This is a genomic window from Nonomuraea sp. NPDC050310, from assembly GCF_040655795.1.
GTDB lineage: Bacteria > Actinomycetota > Actinomycetes > Streptosporangiales > Streptosporangiaceae > Nonomuraea.
Genome location: NZ_JBFAKP010000022.1, coordinates 1 through 15585, shown reverse-complemented (window position 1 = coordinate 15585; position 15585 = coordinate 1). Strand labels below are relative to the sequence as shown.

The 15585-nt window shown below is 71.3% G+C and carries 15 protein-coding genes; 5 read left to right on the top strand and 10 right to left on the bottom strand.

From position 1 onward, the window contains the following. The first annotated feature begins 7 nt into the window (after nucleotides 1–7). Together AB0I67_RS34855 and AB0I67_RS34850 are read left to right on the top strand one after the other, a co-directional pair. Nucleotides 8–664, top strand: coding sequence for a TenA family protein (locus AB0I67_RS34855; protein ID WP_357932627.1), 657 nt, complete (start codon nucleotides 8–10; stop codon nucleotides 662–664). Next, complete coding sequence (locus AB0I67_RS34850) at nucleotides 655–2154, top strand: helix-turn-helix domain-containing protein (protein WP_357932624.1); 1500 nt, start codon at nucleotides 655–657, stop codon at nucleotides 2152–2154. The genes AB0I67_RS34855 and AB0I67_RS34850 overlap by 10 nt, the downstream gene beginning before the upstream one ends. On the opposite strand, the gene AB0I67_RS34845 is transcribed toward AB0I67_RS34850, so the two are convergent. The 6 genes from AB0I67_RS34845 to AB0I67_RS34820 all read right to left on the bottom strand — a co-directional run bounded on the left by AB0I67_RS34845 (nucleotide 2141) and on the right by AB0I67_RS34820 (nucleotide 9296). Beyond that, nucleotides 2141–3136, bottom strand: coding sequence for an adenosine deaminase (locus AB0I67_RS34845; protein WP_357932621.1), 996 nt, complete (start codon nucleotides 3134–3136; stop codon nucleotides 2141–2143). The two genes, AB0I67_RS34850 and AB0I67_RS34845, sit on opposite strands and share 14 nt — an antisense overlap. Beyond that, nucleotides 3133–4854 (bottom strand): adenine deaminase C-terminal domain-containing protein, encoded by a 1722-nt coding sequence (locus AB0I67_RS34840; protein ID WP_357932619.1) that lies wholly within the window; start codon nucleotides 4852–4854, stop codon nucleotides 3133–3135. Before AB0I67_RS34840 ends, AB0I67_RS34845 begins: the two co-directional genes overlap by 4 nt. Beyond that, nucleotides 4851–6191, bottom strand: a complete 1341-nt coding sequence (locus AB0I67_RS34835; protein ID WP_357932617.1) for a cytosine permease — start codon at nucleotides 6189–6191, stop codon at nucleotides 4851–4853. The genes AB0I67_RS34840 and AB0I67_RS34835 overlap by 4 nt, the downstream gene beginning before the upstream one ends. A 76-nt stretch (nucleotides 6192–6267) precedes the next feature. Beyond that, nucleotides 6268–7143: a 1,4-dihydroxy-2-naphthoate polyprenyltransferase gene (locus AB0I67_RS34830; RefSeq protein WP_357932614.1), complete on the bottom strand. Its 876-nt coding sequence runs from the start codon at nucleotides 7141–7143 to the stop codon at nucleotides 6268–6270. Continuing rightward, the gene (locus AB0I67_RS34825) at nucleotides 7143–7751 is read right to left on the bottom strand and encodes a GNAT family N-acetyltransferase (protein ID WP_357932611.1); all 609 of its coding nucleotides are present in this window, start codon (nucleotides 7749–7751) and stop codon (nucleotides 7143–7145) included. Before AB0I67_RS34825 ends, AB0I67_RS34830 begins: the two co-directional genes overlap by 1 nt. A gap of 150 nt (nucleotides 7752–7901) precedes the next feature. Continuing rightward, the gene (locus AB0I67_RS34820) at nucleotides 7902–9296 is read right to left on the bottom strand and encodes a PLP-dependent aminotransferase family protein (RefSeq protein ID WP_357932608.1); all 1395 of its coding nucleotides are present in this window, start codon (nucleotides 9294–9296) and stop codon (nucleotides 7902–7904) included. A 124-nt stretch (nucleotides 9297–9420) separates the two neighbouring features. On the opposite strand from AB0I67_RS34820, the gene AB0I67_RS34815 reads away from it, so the two are divergent. After that, nucleotides 9421–10323 carry a DMT family transporter gene (locus tag AB0I67_RS34815; protein WP_357932606.1) on the top strand — a complete coding sequence of 301 codons (903 nt, stop codon included), beginning with the start codon at nucleotides 9421–9423 and terminating at the stop codon, nucleotides 10321–10323. Nucleotides 10324–10466: 143 nt separating this feature from the next. Continuing rightward, nucleotides 10467–11066 (top strand): hypothetical protein, encoded by a 600-nt coding sequence (locus AB0I67_RS34810; protein WP_357932603.1) that lies wholly within the window; start codon nucleotides 10467–10469, stop codon nucleotides 11064–11066. Nucleotides 11067–11354: 288 nt separating this feature from the next. Here AB0I67_RS34810 and AB0I67_RS34805 read toward each other — a convergent pair whose 3' ends face one another. The 3 genes from AB0I67_RS34805 to AB0I67_RS34795 are packed head-to-tail and all read right to left on the bottom strand — an operon-like array spanning nucleotide 11355 to nucleotide 13675. Continuing rightward, on the bottom strand, nucleotides 11355–12089 hold the full coding sequence (locus tag AB0I67_RS34805; protein ID WP_357932601.1) for a methyltransferase domain-containing protein: 735 nt from the start codon (nucleotides 12087–12089) through the stop codon (nucleotides 11355–11357). Next, the gene (locus tag AB0I67_RS34800; RefSeq protein ID WP_357932598.1) at nucleotides 12086–13144 is read right to left on the bottom strand and encodes a GntR family transcriptional regulator; all 1059 of its coding nucleotides are present in this window, start codon (nucleotides 13142–13144) and stop codon (nucleotides 12086–12088) included. Before AB0I67_RS34800 ends, AB0I67_RS34805 begins: the two co-directional genes overlap by 4 nt. Nucleotides 13145–13195: 51 nt before the next feature. Next, on the bottom strand, nucleotides 13196–13675 hold the full coding sequence (locus AB0I67_RS34795; protein ID WP_357932595.1) for a GntR family transcriptional regulator: 480 nt from the start codon (nucleotides 13673–13675) through the stop codon (nucleotides 13196–13198). Nucleotides 13676–14312: 637 nt separating this feature from the next. Here AB0I67_RS34795 and AB0I67_RS34790 point away from each other — a divergent pair. After that, nucleotides 14313–14453 carry a hypothetical protein gene (locus tag AB0I67_RS34790; RefSeq protein WP_357932592.1) on the top strand — a complete coding sequence of 47 codons (141 nt, stop codon included), beginning with the start codon at nucleotides 14313–14315 and terminating at the stop codon, nucleotides 14451–14453. Nucleotides 14454–14507: 54 nt separating this feature from the next. On the opposite strand, the gene radC is transcribed toward AB0I67_RS34790, so the two are convergent. After that, the gene (radC, locus tag AB0I67_RS34785) at nucleotides 14508–15176 is read right to left on the bottom strand and encodes a DNA repair protein RadC (protein WP_357932589.1); all 669 of its coding nucleotides are present in this window, start codon (nucleotides 15174–15176) and stop codon (nucleotides 14508–14510) included. Nucleotides 15177–15585 lie beyond the last annotated feature (409 nt).

Below are 15585 nucleotides of genomic sequence, written 5' to 3'. Positions count from 1 at the left end.
TCTGCACGTGATTCGTGCGGAGTTGTGGCGGGCGATCGACGGGGTCTACCAGGAGATCCTCGCGCACCCCTTCCTGACCGGGCTGACCGACGGCTCGCTGCCCCGGCAGGCCTTCCGCCACTACGTGGTGCAGGAGGCGCATTTCCTGCCCGACTACGCCCGCGCGCTGGCCGCCACCGCCGCGCGCTCGCCCGACCCGGCCGGGGTGCACCGCTTCGCCGGTGACGCGGCCCGCACGGTCGAGATGGAGCACAGCCTGGTCGTCGAGCTTCTGGCCGCCTTCGGGCTCGACGAGGCCGGCGCCCGCGAGCACGGCGCCGGTCCCACGACCGTCGGCTACACCTCCCACCTGGTGCGCACCTGCTCGCTCGGCACCTTCCCCGAGGCGCTCGGCGCGATCGTGCCGTGCTACTGGATCTACGCGCGGGTGGGGGAGTCGCTGCTGGCCAAGTCCTCGCCCGACCCGCTGTACGCCTGGTGGATCGAGACCTACGGCGGCGAGGAGTACCAGGACACCGTGGCCGGGGTGCTCGGCCTGCTCGACTCGCTCACCCTCAGCCCCGCCGAGCGCGAACGGCTCCTGGAGCGCGCCCTGACCACGGCCCGCTTCGAGTGGATGTACTGGGACGCCGCCTGGCGCCAGGAGAGCTGGCCATGCGGCTGAGAGACCTCGTCCAGGCCGACCACCTCGCGCTCAAGGTGCTGACCGGGCACGACCTGCTCGACCGGCCGGTGCGCGGGGTGTCGACCACCGACCTGATCGAGCCCGGCCGCTTCGTCAAACCCGGCGAGCTGGTGCTGACCGAGCTGACCTGGCACACCGGGCCCGACTCGGCGCGCGCCTTCGTGGCCGGGCTCGGCGACGTCGCCGCCCTGGTCTCCGGCACCGCGCTCAAAGGCGTGCCCCTCGACCTGGTCGAGGCCTGCGCCGAAGCCGGGCTGCCGCTGCTCACCCTCCCTGTCGACGTGCCCTTCAGCCAGGTCACCGAGCACGTCCTGCGCGCCCTGATCGCCGAGCTCGGCGCCCCGCCCGCCCGCCGGTACGGCTCCCGCCGCCGCCTGGCCAGCACGCTGGTCGACGGCGGCAGCCTCACCAAGCTGGTCACCGCCGTCGCCGACGAGCTCGACCTGGGCTGCTGGGTGCTCTCGCCGACCGGCCGCGTCATCGTCGGCTCCCGCCCGCTGGCCCCCGAGGCCGGGGTACGGCTGGCCGGCACCTTCCTGACCTCGCGCTTCCTGCCCAGCATGGCCGAGGGCTGGTCGGTCTTCCCGATCGGCAAGGGCGCCCCGCACCGCATCGCCACCTGGTTCCTGGCCTACGAGGGCTCACCGGGCGAGCACGAGGACCTCCTGGTGGAGCTCGCCGCCCTGGTGGCGCTGGAGCGCTCGCGGCTGGAGGCCGCCCACCGCATTGAGCGGCGCATCCTCGACCAGCTCCTGGACATGCTGGAGTCGGGCGACGCCTCCCTGCCCAGCGTCGTCTCCCGGCTGCACACCCTGCACGTGGAGACCGGCGACGGGCTGCTGGCCGTCGCGCTCACCGCCGGGCCGCCCGAGGTGGGCGTCGCCGTACTGGACGAGCTGCTGCGCCCGCTCGCGCCCGGCGTGGTCACCGCCTCCGGCGGGCAGGCGATCGCGCTGGTGCCGCTGGCCGGCAACAGCGCCGAAGACCTGGCCGAGCACCTGCTGCGCGGCGCGCGGGTGCTGGAGGCGGGGCTCGGCGAGGAACGCATCACGCTCGGCCTCAGCAGCGTCGCCAAGGGCCCGGCCGCGCTCAGCGGCATGATCGAGGAGGCCCGCCAGGCCCGCTCCCTGGCCGAACTCGGCGGCGACCGGGTCAGCCTGGTCTCCGGCGACGAGGTCGCCTCCCACCGCGCGCTGGTCGCGGCCATCCCGCCCGACCTGCGCCGCTCCTTCCGCGCCCGGCTGCTCGGGCCCCTGGAGGACTACGACGCCGCCCAGCACACCGACCTCGTGGAGACCCTGGAGGCCTACCTGGAGGAGTCGGGGAACTGGGCGGCGATGGCCGAACGGCTGCACGTGCACGTCAACACGCTGCGCTACCGGATCAAGCGCGTCGAGGAGCTCACCGGGCGGTCGCTGAGCTCCTGGGACGAACGCGTCGACTTCGTGCTGGCGCTCAGGATGCGCTGAGCGCGTACGCCTCCACCTCGGCGAGGTAGGCGTCCTTCACGTGGCGGGGCAGCCAAGTGATCTCGAAGGCGTTCCGGACGACCTGCACCAGCTCCTCGCGGGTGAAGTCCATGGCCGCGAGGTTCTCGGCCACGTAACCCGGGAAGTAGGCCGGGTCGTCGGAGTTGATCGTCACCCGCACACCCCGGGCGAGCAACTGCTTGATCTCCACGGCCTTGGTCGAGCGGGTCACGATGCCGTTGGAGATCGGGCAGCAGGTCAGCCCGATGCCCTTGGCGACGATCTCCTCGACCAGCTTCGGGTCCTCCAGGATGTTCACGCCGTGGTCGATCCGGTTGACCTGGATGTCCTGGATGACCTGGCGGATGTGCTCGACCGAGTTCTCCTGGTCCACGTCGCAGTGCATGGTCAGCAGGTAGCCCTCCTGCCGCGCCCGCTCGTAGACCGCGGCGAACTTCGCCGGCGGGTTGCCCTTCTCGTCGGAGTCGAGGCCGACGCCGACGATCCACTCCTTGTACGGCAGGCTCTCCAGCAGCGTCGCCATCGCGTACTCGGCCTGGAAGTCCCGCAGGAAGCACATGATGAGCTGCGCCCGGATCCCGAGCTGCTGCTCGGCGTCGAGGATCGCCCGCCGCAACCCGCGGATCACCACGTCGAACGGCACCCCGCGCGAGGTGTGCGCCTGCGGGTCGAAGAAGATCTCCGCGTACCGCACGTTCTGCGAGGCCGCCTTGCGCAGGTAGGCCAGGGCCAGGTCGTAGAAGTCCGGCTCGGTGCGCAGCACGCCCATGCCCTCGTAGTAGACCTTGAGGAAGCTCGGCAGGTCGTCGAAGTCGTACGCCTTGCGCAGCTCGTCGATCGTCTCGTACGGCAGGGCGATCCCGTTGCGCCGGGCCAGCTCGAACTTGAGCTCCGGCTCCAGGGTGCCCTCGATGTGCAGATGCAGCTCGGCCTTCGGCAGGCCGGCGATGAAGTCGTTCACTGGATGACCTCCACAACGTCCAGGTTCACACAGTCCACCAGACCGAGGTCGGTGACGGCGTAGTCGGGAATGGCGGTGATGGACAGGAAGAACAGGTACATCAGCGGCGCGGGCAGCGGGCAGCCGAGCTCGCGGGCCAGGTCGTCGAGGCGGGTCTCGGCGGCGGCCATGTCGGCGGCCGGCAGGTCGGCGACGATGCCGCCGATGGGCAGCGGCAGAGCGGCGCGGACCTCGCCGTCGACGACGATGACCTGGCCGCCGCCCAGGCGGATGACCTCGTTGACGGCGACGGCCATGTCGGCGCGGGAGGCGCCGACGCAGATGATGTTGTTGTCGTCCGGGGCGGCGCTGGTGGCGATGGCGCCCTGGCGCAGGCCCATGCCGCTGACCACGGCGACCGGCTTGTTGGTCGTCTTGCCGTACCGCTCGACGACGGTGACCAGGAGGGCGTCCTGCTCGACGCTGGGCTCGACGACGCCGTCCACGACCGGCAGGCGCACGTCCCGGCGCTTGCGGACGAAGACCTGCTCGGTGAAGCCGATGGCCAGCACGTCGACCTCGGCGGCGTCGCTGCGCAGCGCGAAGTCGTCGGCGGCGACCGGCGCGACCGGGAAGGGCACGACCTCGCCGCGCGCGGGCGGGGCGGTGGGGGTGAGCATCCGGCCGTCGCGGGCGACGAGCTCGCCGCCGGCGACGACCTCGCGGACGCGGAAGTCCTCCAGGGAGTCGACGATCAGCACGTCGGCCAGGCGGCCGGGGGCGATGCTGCCGACCAGGTGGTCGATCCGGTACATCTCCGCGCAGTTGACCGTGGCCATCTGGATCGCGGTCACCGGGTCCACGCCGGCCTTGATCGCCATCCGGACCATCTTGTCCAGGTGGCCGCCGGCCAGCACGTCGGCGGCGTGCACGTCGTCGGTGCAGAAGGCGATGCGGCGCGCGCCCACCTTCAGCGCGGCCTTGATGTTCTCCTCCAGGAAGAAGGCGACCGACGACTCGCGGATGATGCCGAAGATGCCCTGGCGGAGCTTCTCCAGCATTTCCTCGTGGTCGTAGGACTCGTGGTCGAGGCGGATGCCCGCCGCGGCCAGGCCGCCGATGCGGCGCGCGTCGCTCAGCGGGGCGCAGCCGAAGACCGGCAGGCGGTTCCGCCGCGCCAGCTCCAGCGCCTGGTGCACGGCGGGGTCGTCGTGCTCGACCATCTCCTGGACGGTCTCCCAGATGCCCACGCACTCGGGCCAGGTGTGCGCCTCGCGGTGCTCGTCGGGGCCGAAGGTGTGGCCGACGTTCGACTGCGGCACGGTGTAGGGGGCCTTGGCGGGGGCGCCCCACCAGATGCGCATGCCGGTGTTCTTCGACTCGTCGAGGAAGCGGCGGACGCCGGGCAGGCCCTCGACGACGAGGATCTGGTCGAGGCCGGAGACGACGCTGGTGGTGCCCATCGGCACGACCAGGTCGGCGAAGCTGGTGACGCTGAGCTTGCTGCACTCGATGTGCAGGTGGCCGTCGATCAGGCCGGGGACCAGGTAGCCGCCCCGGGCGTCGATGACCTTGGTCTCGGGGCCGTGCTCGCGGGGCTCGCCGACGTAGGCGATCCGGTCGCCGGCGATGCCGATCTCGGCGGCGTAGAGCTCGCCGGTCAGGACGTTGACCAGAGTGCCGTTCGTGATGACGGTGTCGGCGGGACGCCTGCCGTACGCAGTGTCGAGAAGGGTCATACGGCCACCTCCAGGGCCGGGACGGGACGGCGGTCGAGGGCGGCGTAGACGCCCGCGGCGACCAGGAAGCCCGCGAAGATGCTGAAGTCGGTGCCGCCGGTGGCCTGGGAGACCCAGCCCACGAAGGCGGTGGAGTTGATCCAGAGCGCGGCCGCGGCCATGCCCACGACCTGCGCGATCAGCGCGGGCCAGCGGTACGGCTCGCGGTCGGAGAACATGCCCTCGACGTCGTAGCGGCCCTTGCGGCGCAGCCAGTCGGTCACGTACACGCCCGCCCACGGCGCCAGCCAGATGATCAGCAGGCCGAGGAAGGTGTTGAGCATGGTGTTGAACGAGTCCGACATCACCGCCACATACGTGATGATGACGCAGATCACCAGGTCTGCCACCACCGCCACCCAGCGCTTGACGTTGATCCCGGCGGCCTGCAGGTTGAGGCCGGAGGAGTACAGGTCGGTGGTGTTGACCGCGAAGAGCGTGACGATGATCAGCAGCAGGTACGGCACGACGAACCAGCCCGGCAACGCGCCGGTCAGCCCGGCGATCGGGTCGCCCGCCTCGGCCACCACGGTCGCCGCGGCGGCGCCGAGCGTCATGAGCAGCACGTAGGGCAGGAAGCCGCCCAGGAAGGCGAAGCCGAAGACCGCCTTCTTGGAGGAGTTCGCCGGCAGGTAGCGCGAGTAGTCGCCGCCGAGCGGACCCCAGCTCAGGCCGCCCGCGGACATGACCATCGCGACGGCCATGGTGAAGGTGGCGAAGTCGGCGCCCTCACCGCCGCCGCCCAGCGAGACCTTGGGCGTGATCAGCACGGCCATGAGGCCGAAGAGCAGGACGAAGATCCAGGTGAAGTACTTCTGCGCCTTCATGACCGCGGAGTGGCCGATCAGCGGCAGGACGAGCTGGATCAGGGCGGCGACGAGGATCACCACGACCTTGACCCCGGTGGAGGACTCCACCCCCGCCCGCTCCAGCAGGTTCAGCGCGGCGAAGGTGATGAGCACCATGCCGCCGGCCTCGAAGCCGACCATGTTGAGCCAGCCGAAGAAGCTGAGCCCGCGGGCGCCCTTCGGGCCGTAGGCGGCCCGGGAGACCGCCATGGTGGCGGTGCCGGTGGCCGGGCCCTGCAGGCTGGTCAGCCCGACCAGCGGGAAGGCCAGCAGGTTGCCGATGACGATGGCCGCGAGGGCCTGGGGGAAGGTGAGCCCGAAGGCGATGATGACCGTGCCGTAGACCAGGGTGAAGATGCCCATGGTCGTGCCGGTCCAGAGGAAGAACAGGTCTCGCGGCCTGCCGTACCTCTCTTCGGCCGGTACCGGCTCGATTCCGCGCTGTTCCATGCGCACAGTGAACCAGGCGTCACGCACCGGACCTGTTATCCGGACATACGAGCCTGACTCGGGCGTTTGTATCCGGCTACAAGGTGATCGCCAGCCCGGCGGTGAACAACGCGCCGAACAGGAGCTGGATCTTGCCGGTCTGCTGGAGCACGGCGATGAGCGCCGGGCCCTTGGCGCCGTGCAGCACGGTGTGCATGGCCGGGATGGCCAGCGGCAGCGCGGCGACGGTCAGCAGCGACAGCGGGCGGACGAAGCCGAGGCCGAGCGCCACCAGGAAGGCGCCCGCCATGCAGCCGGTGTAGAGGATGCGGGTGCGCCAGTCGCCCAGCAGCACGGCGAGCGTGCGCTTGCCGCTGGCGGTGTCGGTCGGGATGTCGCGCAGGTTGTTGACCACGAGCATCGCGCACGACAGCAGGCCGACCGGGATCGAGGCCAGCAACGCCAGCCACGACAATCGCTCGGTCTGCACGAAGGCCGTGCCCAGCACCGGGACGACGCCGAAGAAGAGGAAGACCGCCACCTCGCCGAAGCCGCGGTAGCCGTACGGGCGCTTGCCTCCGGTGTAGAACCACGCGGCGGCGATGCAGGCGGCGCCGACCAGCAGCACCCACCACGCCTGAGTGGCCACGACCAGGGAGAGCCCGGCGAGCGCGGCGGCCAGGAAGCAGCCGAGGGCGGCGGCGAGCACCTGGCGCGGCGCGGCGACCTTGGAGCCGACCAGGCGCATGGGCCCGACCCGCTCGTCGTCGGTGCCGCGTACGCCGTCGCTGTAGTCGTTGGCGTAGTTGACCCCGACCTGCAGCAGCAACGCGACCAGGAGCGCGACGATCGCGCGCCACCAGACCGCGCCGCCCTCGGAGAAGGCGACGCCGGTGCCGACGACGACGGGGACGACGGCGCTGGGGAGAGTACGTGGGCGCGCGCCGGCGACCCACTGGCTGAGCGTGGCCATCAACTGATGTCGGTCGTGAGCCTGACCATGCGGACCGGGCGGCCCATGTCGAGCACGCGCTCGGCCATGTCCTCGCCCCAGCCGGCCGACTCCAGGAAACCCAGCACCGCGTAGTTCTCGGCGAACACCCAGGTCACGATCTGCTGGTAGCCGTCCTCGCGAAGGTAGTCGACCGTCGCGTTGAGCAGCCGGCTGCCGTGGCCGCGCCGGATGAAGTCGGGGTCGACCAGGAGCGTCAGCATCTCGGCCACGTACGTCGGGTCGAGGTCGGGGTCTTCGGCCGGCGAGTGCGACGCCAGGCCCACCACCTTCTCGCCGCCGCGCGGGGTGGCGGGCGCCTGCGCGCCGCCCAGTCCGAGCGCCGGGAAACCCTCGGTGTCCAGGATGGTCTCGACCGCGACCAGCACCCGGTGCCGGGAACTGGGGGGCGAGGCGATCGCGTCGTCCCACTGCCGCAGCCACATCTTCTCCGCGGCCGGACCGGTCATCTGCTCCAAGGGACCCTCGGGCAGGAACTCCCGGTAGCCGTATCGCCAGGCGCGAATCTGGGTGTTCGCCACCTGGAGCACATCTTCGCGCCGGGCCGCCCGAACGCCTACGTCTGCCATCTCGGCCCGCTCCTTCGCCTGCTGTCGTGCGTGCGACCGGAGGATCTCGCGCGCACGTGTTACACCGTATCGGTCCTTGGGCCCTCCCGTTGACGCGAACCGGCCTTGCTCGCCCGGTAGGCGGGGGTTTCGGCCCACTTGCACCGTTGATCAGAGCGAGGCCAGGGCGCCGGCGAGCCGGCGGACGCCCTCGGTGAGTTCGGCCGCGTGCGTGGCCTGGTTGTGGCTCAGCCGCAACCGCGGGCCCGGCGGCTCGGCCGGGTAGTAGATGCGGCCGGGGCTCACCAGCACGCCCTCCCGCTGCGCCGCCTCGACCAGGGCCTGCTCGTCGGTCTCCGGCGGCAGCCGTACCCACAGGTGGTGGCCGCCGATCGGCAGCAGGTGCAGTTCGGCGGCGGGCAGCCCGGCGGCGACGGCCGCGGCCAGGGCGTCGCGCCGCCCGATCAGGTCGGCGTGCAGGGCGGTGAGGTGGCGCCGCCAGGCGGGCGAGGTCACGAACTCCAGCGCGGTCTCCTGCAGCACCCGCGCCACGAAGAACGACTCCACGAGCTGCGCCGCCCGCAGCCGCGCCGCCGCCGGGCCCCGCGCCACGACGGCCGCGATCCGGAGGCTCGGCGACAACACCTTGGTCAGCGAGTTGATCGAGACGACCGTGCCGTGCCGGTCCATGGCGACCATCGAGGTCGGCGGGGCCGGGGTGAGATAGCGGGCGAAGTCGTCCTCGATGATGAACGCGCCGTTGGCGCGCGCGATGTCCAGTACCTGCCGCCGCCGCTCCGCCGGCAGCGTCGCGCCCGTCGGGTTGTGCAGGGTGGGCTGGCAGTAGAACACCCGCGCGCCGCTCACCGCGAACGCCTCGGCCAGCAGCTCCGGCCGTACGCCCTGGGTGTCGGTCGGCACCGCCGTGGCGCGCAGCCCGGCCGCCTTGGCCGCGGCCAGCGCGCCGGGGTAGGTGGGCGTCTCCACCAGGATCGGCGTGCCGGGCGCGGCGAGCGCCTTGAAGGCGTGGGTCAGCGCCGCCTGCCCGCCGCTGACGATCAGCGCGTCCGCCGCCGTGACGTCGCCACCCGCCTGCGTGGCGAACCACCGGCGCAGCTCCGCCAGCCCGGCCAGCGGCGGCATCTCCCACGAACCCGCCCTGCGTACGGCACGCGCCGCCGCCTGGGAGAGCTGGCGGTCGGGGCGGATCTGGGCGTTGAGGTAGCCGCCGGTGAGCGGGATGACGCCGTCGGCCGGGGGAGTGAGCAGGGCGGCTACGCCCGAGTCGTCCACCACGCGGTCGCCCAGGGCGACCGTCTGCCACGACAGGTCGGCGCTCTCGCCCGCCGGCTCGGGGCGGTGCGTCACGAAGGCGCCGCTGCCCGGCTTGGTGATCACCCGGCCTTCGGCGGTGAGCTGGCCCAGGGCGCGGGAGACGGTCACGGGGCTGACGTTGTGGCGGCGCATGATCTCGCGGCTGGAGGGGAGGCGGTCGCCCGGCTTGAGGCGATCGGCCTCCTTGCGCAGTATCGCGGCTAGCTGGGCGATACTGCTATCGTCGTTCATGAGGGATGAGAATAGCGCTATCGGCCGTGACGGAGTAGCGGTTCCCGGCCGGAAGGGCCTTTTCGGGTCGCCGGCCTCCGTGCCGGTCGCTCGGGCTTCTGGTCGGGGCGGAGCCTCGGTTCCGGTGGCCATCCGGAGTGACGAGCTGCCGCCGCTGCGCCTGGACGCCCGCCGGGGCACTTTGCTGGCCTTCCTCGGCGTGGTCTCCTTCTCCGGCTCCTTCCCCGGCACCGTCTTCGCCCTGCAGGGCTTCGACCCGTGGCTGGTCGCCATCGGCCGGGCCCTGCTCGCCGGCGTCGTCGCCCTCGCCTGCCTGAAGGTCGCCAGACTGCCGATCCTCCCGCCCCGCCGGCTGTGGGGCTCCTACGCCCTCATCTCCGGCGGCGTCGTCTTCGGCTTCCCCGTCTTCAGCAGCCTCGCCCTGCACCTCGGCGCGAGCACCTCGCACGCCGCCGTCGTGGTCGGCCTGCTCCCGGCCGCCACCGCCTGCTGCGCCGTACTGCGAGCCGGCGAGCGACCCCGGCCCCTGTTCTGGATCGCCAGCGCCGCCGGCGCCCTGTCCATCACCGTCTTCACCTTCAGCCAGGGCGGCGGCGCGCTCACCTGGCCCGACCTGCTCCTGCTCGCCGCCTTGCTGTCCGCGGCACTCGGCTACACCGAGGGCGCACGCCTGACCCGGGACGAGGCCGGCTGGCGCGTCATCTCCTACGCGCTCGTCATCTCCCTCCCCACCACCGCCCCCGTCACCGCCGTCCTGGCCGCGGTGACCGAGATCAACCTCTCCTGGGCAGCGGTCGGCGGCTTCGCCTACGTCGGACTCATCTCCATGTTCCTGGGCTTCGTGCCCTGGTACGCCGGACTCGCCATGGGCGGCATCGCCCGCGCCGGACAGACCCAGCTCACCCAGCCGCTCCTCACCCTCGTCTGGGCGTGGCTGCTCCTGGACGAGCGCTTCGGCTGGGCCACCGTCCTGGGCGCGCTCGCCGTCCTGACCTGCGTCGCCGTGACCCAGCGCAGCCGAAGTTGACGGGTGATCTGCGTACTCCTGTGGTGATATGCAACCCTTGGGGGTCGCCTTCCCCCTGGGCCCGGTGATACGGCTGTGCAACCGGACTGCAAGTCAGGTGTGGATGGATAAGGCGATATTCCGCACGAATATGGAGTCCCTCAATGACTTTTCGTCCCGCGCGCCTGGCCGCCCTGACCGGCGTCGCCGCCCTCGCGCTCGCCGGCCTCACCCCGCTGTCCGCGTCGGCGGCACCCGTGGTCAAGACCGCCCCGGCCTCGGCCGTGCAGGCGGCCCCGGTGCTCACCGCGAAGACCACCGGGCTCGCCGCCGGCCCCCTCACCACCGCCTCGAAGCTCGACACCGCCCGAGCCAAGGTGAGCTACCCCAAGGGCAGCCGGGCCTACGCGCCCATCACCTACACCTGGACCGTGTGGCGTTCCTACGTCTTCGAGGGCGAGGCGCTGGTCCTGTACACCGACATCCACCGGTCGAACGTCTCCAAGATCCGCTTCACCCGTAAGGCGCCCAACGCCACCTGCGGCGTGCGCCGCGAGTCGACGGACTACAACGTCTACTGCATCGTGACGCGGCCGGAGAAGTGGAAGCGGTTCTCCATGCAGTTCAAGGTGTGGCCCAAGCGCGTCTCCAGCGTCATCGCCGACCACTACTGGGGCGGCGCCGAGTTCGGCGGCAGCGCTGCGGACTACATCTCCCAGGTGGGCGACCGCCTCGGCCGCACCAAGACCCGCCTGTACTACTGACCCGCTCGCCTGCGGGCTTCGACGGGGCGCTCCCTTCCACGGGAGCGCCCCGTTCCCTTCCCCGGACCGCGCTGGCCCGTCCCACCTCCGCGGTATGGCAGGCCACCCACTTCCTCCACTCCTGTACGGCAGGCCGTCCGCCTTCTCCACTGCTGTACGGCAGGCCGTCCGCCTTCTCCACTGCTGTACGGCAGGCCGCTCGCCTCCCCCGCTTTGCCACAGGTCCCTGTGCGGCGGGTGCCCCCTCGTCGGCGAGTGCCACCCCAGGGCCTGCCAAGGACGAACCGTTCAGGCCGGACGCCGAGCCACCAGAGCGAACCGATGCGCATGCACCTCAAGCGGCATCCGCACCCCCCGCAACCGCTCCCGATACCCCTCAACCGAGAACCCCGGGACCTGCCACTCAGTGATCCGCAGAAACAACACCAACGCCCCCACATCCAGGAACCGCCCCGGAACCCGAGCCTCCTCCGACCACTCGACCTCCAGCCCGGCCCCCGACACCTCTGTCACAGCTTCGGCCAAGTCCCACCCCCGGTAGGCGTGCTCCGGCCCACCGAGCGCCGCGTTGACCTCCTCGACATCCCACCCACCGACCTGCTGCGTGACGAACACCCCACCAGGCTTGAGCACCCGCCCCACCTCACCCGGATCGAACGACTCATGCCGATTGATCACCAGGTCGAACACCGAGTCGGGAAACTTCAGCACATCGTCCTCTCCGACCTCGACCACCTCCACCCCCAGCGGCGCCAGCCGAGCCCGAGCCACCGGCACGTTCGGCGCATACCCCTCGGTCGCCACCGTCCACTCCGGCAACGCCCCCAGCGAGGCCAGGAACTCCCCACCCCCCGTCCCCATGTCCAGCATCGCCCCCGCCGACGCCATCCGCTCCCGGACGATCGCCGCATAACTCCACGGCTCGTCCCCCTCCTGGTACCGCCCCTCGAACACCCCGAAGTCCCACCCCTCGAACGGCGTGCTCAGCCCCTCGGCCACCAACCGGTCGAACTCTTCACTCACGACAACGTCTCCCACTGCGCCCGGCGGCGCTTCCTGGCCTTCAGAGCCGCCGCCAACCGAGCGCGTACCGGGTCTGGCGGCTCAGCCGGCGTCTCTTGATCCGATCCTGGCCGCTCGTGAACTCCGCCGTCCACGCAAATACCAGCCACCCTCGGCACCCCAGCCGCACCGCTCCTCGCGCCCTGCGGTGCACTCCGTCCCTCAGCAGAGTGCACCCGTGCGTCGGCAGAGTGCATCCGCCCGTCGCCAGACTGCATCCCTCCCTCGGCCGTGTGGATCCGCCCGTCGGCCGTGTGGATCCGCCCGTCGGCCGTGTGGATCCGCCCGTCGGCCGTGTGGATCCGCCCGTCGGCCGTGTGGATCCGTCCGTCGGCCGTGTTGCTCCGTGCGGCGGTAGAGCCGTGCTGGGCGCCACCCGCCTGGTCCCCGCCTTCGCCCGCACCCTGCCTGTCCACCGCAGGAACGTTCCAGACCTCCCGCTCTCGCCCCGCCCCGGCGAGGCCGTGGCTGGCCGCCGCCGAATCGCGCAGTGCCTCGACCCGACGGCCGGTCCACGCGTCGCACGCAAGGTCCAGTTCCACATCAGGGGGCCAGAAGGCACTCGGGGCGACGTAACTGCCGCGCGCGGCCACCGTGTAGATCCACCCACTCCCACGAAGCACAGCCATCGCTCGCCGTACCGTCTCGCGGGCCGTGCCGTACTGGCGGGTCAGCGCGCTTTCGCTGGGGATAGGACGGCGCGGCGGGAGCGCACCGGCCCTGATCTGGTCGGCGATGTCGGCGGCGATGCGCTGGTAGAGAAGGACCCGGCGGTGCTGCAGCGGGGCCTGACCGGGATGCCCGGCGAACGCCCCCTTGCCCCGGACCGTGTGGACCAACCCTTCGGCGCGCAGGACGTGGATCGCCTTGCGGGCGGTCGCGCGCGCCACGCCGAACTCGCGCCGAATCTCCGCCTCACTGGCGACAGGGCAGCCGGGTGCCAGCTCGCGGACCCGCTCACGCAGCTCCGCGACGATCTGCAGGTACAGGTGAACGTCACCCTCGCGATCGACCATGACCCAAGGGTATACGGGCAATGGGACAAGGCAAGAGGTTCAACTAGACCCTTACCCCTTCGGCCACTTCCCGGGATCGGCGACGTAGGTGCCGCGGTAGGGGACCGTGTAGGCCCAGCCGAGCTCGCGCAGATAGGCCACCGCCTGCCGTACGGTCACCTTGGCCACGCCGAACTCCTGCATCATCGCCTTCTCGCCGGGGATGCGGCGGTGCGGCGGGAAGTCGCCTCGCTCGATGCGTCCCGCGATCTCCTCGGCGATGCGGCGGTAGGTCGGGGTCTTTCGCCTGGTCCGGGGGACGCCGGGCTGGCCCACGAAGGTGCCTTCGCCCTGGATGGTGTAGGCCGAGCCCTGTTCCCGTAGCTCCTGAGCGGCCCGTCGCGCGGTGGTGCGTGCGATCTGGAACTCGGCCTCGAGTTGGGCCTCGCTGGGCACCGGGTCCCCTGGCTGGAGCTCGCCTCGCTCGATGCGGCCGAGGATCACCTCGGCGACCTGCTTGTAGATAGGTACGGGTCCGTCTCGGTCAAGCATGCTCGAATTGTAGACCGAAAAGGACATGTGGCTACAAAGCAGACACTCACTTGATCGTATGGATACGAGTGCTAGACCTATGGATACGCCTGACCTATAGTTGAAGCGTGGATAGCGCGGGCAAGGAAGAGGCCGCAGGTCTCGACATCGAGTGGGATGACCCCCCTCCTCGCGCGGAGCGTATCCGGGTCCGTGCGTTCACAAATGGCCCTGGAGACGTCTGGTACGAGCTCTGTGCCGCAGGCGGACTCATGTTCGTCCGCCGGTTCATCCGGCGCGGTGACCGGACGATCGTGCACGAGTCAACGTGGACTCAGACACGGGAGGCGCAGGAGCTCTGGCAGCTCATTCTGGACGGGGCCCAAGATCGAGGCGCGGATCACCCTCCGTCCGCGCCTCCCCCTTCGGGAGGAGGAGCCTAGCCTTCCGAACCGTCCGGTCACGCCATGGCCGGACACCTCACGCCCTTCAGGGACCTCTAGCCGCATGGCACTCTGAAGGGCGGTCCACCCGCAGAGCCCTTGCCCCCTTGCACTCACGGGCTCTGCACCGCCCGGCAGGCCTCATCCGACCCCGCCTGCCGGGCGCCGGCCCCTACCTGGAGCGCGATGCTCGGTGGGGGCACTGCGCGAGCCCCGTGACCCGGCTCGCCCAAGCGCTCGTTCCCGGCAAGGTCGGCCATTGGGCCGCTTGTCGTGCGGTGCTGGTCCTGCTGGCGGTGCGATCGGTGCTGGTGATGGTGGTGTTGATCCCGCTGGCCGCCGCCGGTTGGAGTTGACGTCTCGCTTGTGGTGCTGGAGGAGGTCGAGCTCCACCTCGGGTACGGCGTGGGTCACTGCTCCTTTTCCCAGGCCACGCGGCGCCAGCCGGTGTCGGTGACGATCAAGTGGTCGAGGAAGTGCAGGCCGACGGTTTCGGCTGCGGTGACCAGGCGGAGGGTGGCGGTGAGGTCGGCGGGGCTGGGGGTGAGGGAGCCGCCGGGGTGGTTGTGGGCGATGCCGAAGGAGGAGCCGCCCGAGCGCAGGACGGTGGTGACGAGTTCGCGGACCGGGACGAGGGTGTGGTCGGAGGCGCCCTCGGTGAGGGTGGTACGGCGCAGCACGGCGCCACGGGGGTCGCAGACGACGAGGGCCAGGCGCTCACGGGTGTGGCCACGGAGCAAGGGGGCGGCGACGGCGGCGAGGTCGGAGGTGGACCGGATGCGGGTGCGTTCGGGCTCGGCGGCGGCTCGCCGTACCAGGGTGAAGGCGGCGGCGACCCGGGCGGCCTTGGCGGGGCCGATGCCGGGGACGGCGAGCAGGTGGTGGGGGTCGGTACGGGAGAGCGAGGTGAGGTCGCCGCAGTGGGCGATGACCTGGGCGGCGAGGTCGACCGCGCTGGTGCCGCGGAATCCGGAGCCGATGAGGACGGCGAGGAGCTCGCGGTCGGCGAGGGCGGTGGGGCCGTGGGAGAGGAGTCGTTCGCGAGGGCGTTCGCCGGTGGGCAGGTCTTTGACTCGCATGCGCTTGTTGGTATCAGGCGTGACTGACAAGTCCGGGCGAGAACTTCGGCTGGCAACTTCGATCTACGACTGTGGCTGACGACTCCGGGGTGAGCCCTCGTTCTTGCCGGTCATCTGCGATGCGGGGGATGGTGACGGGCGCGGCCCTTAGGGGCTCCCGCGTCTCTAGGCGGGCACCTCTGGGACGACGGTCCGGCTGGGCGGCGGCGGGTGGGTGCCGGGCCACTTCCGGACCGCTTCCGGGCACCCACGGGGGTCCAGCGGGTCTCGGAGGGTGGGCTCCCCAGGGGCTGGAGGGAGGGGGTCCGGCGGGCGGGAGGGTGAGCTTCCGCCCGCCGGACTGGACGGCCCGAGAGGGTGAGCTCTTGGACCGCTGCGGGGCGGCCCGAGAGGGTGAGCTCTCGGGCCG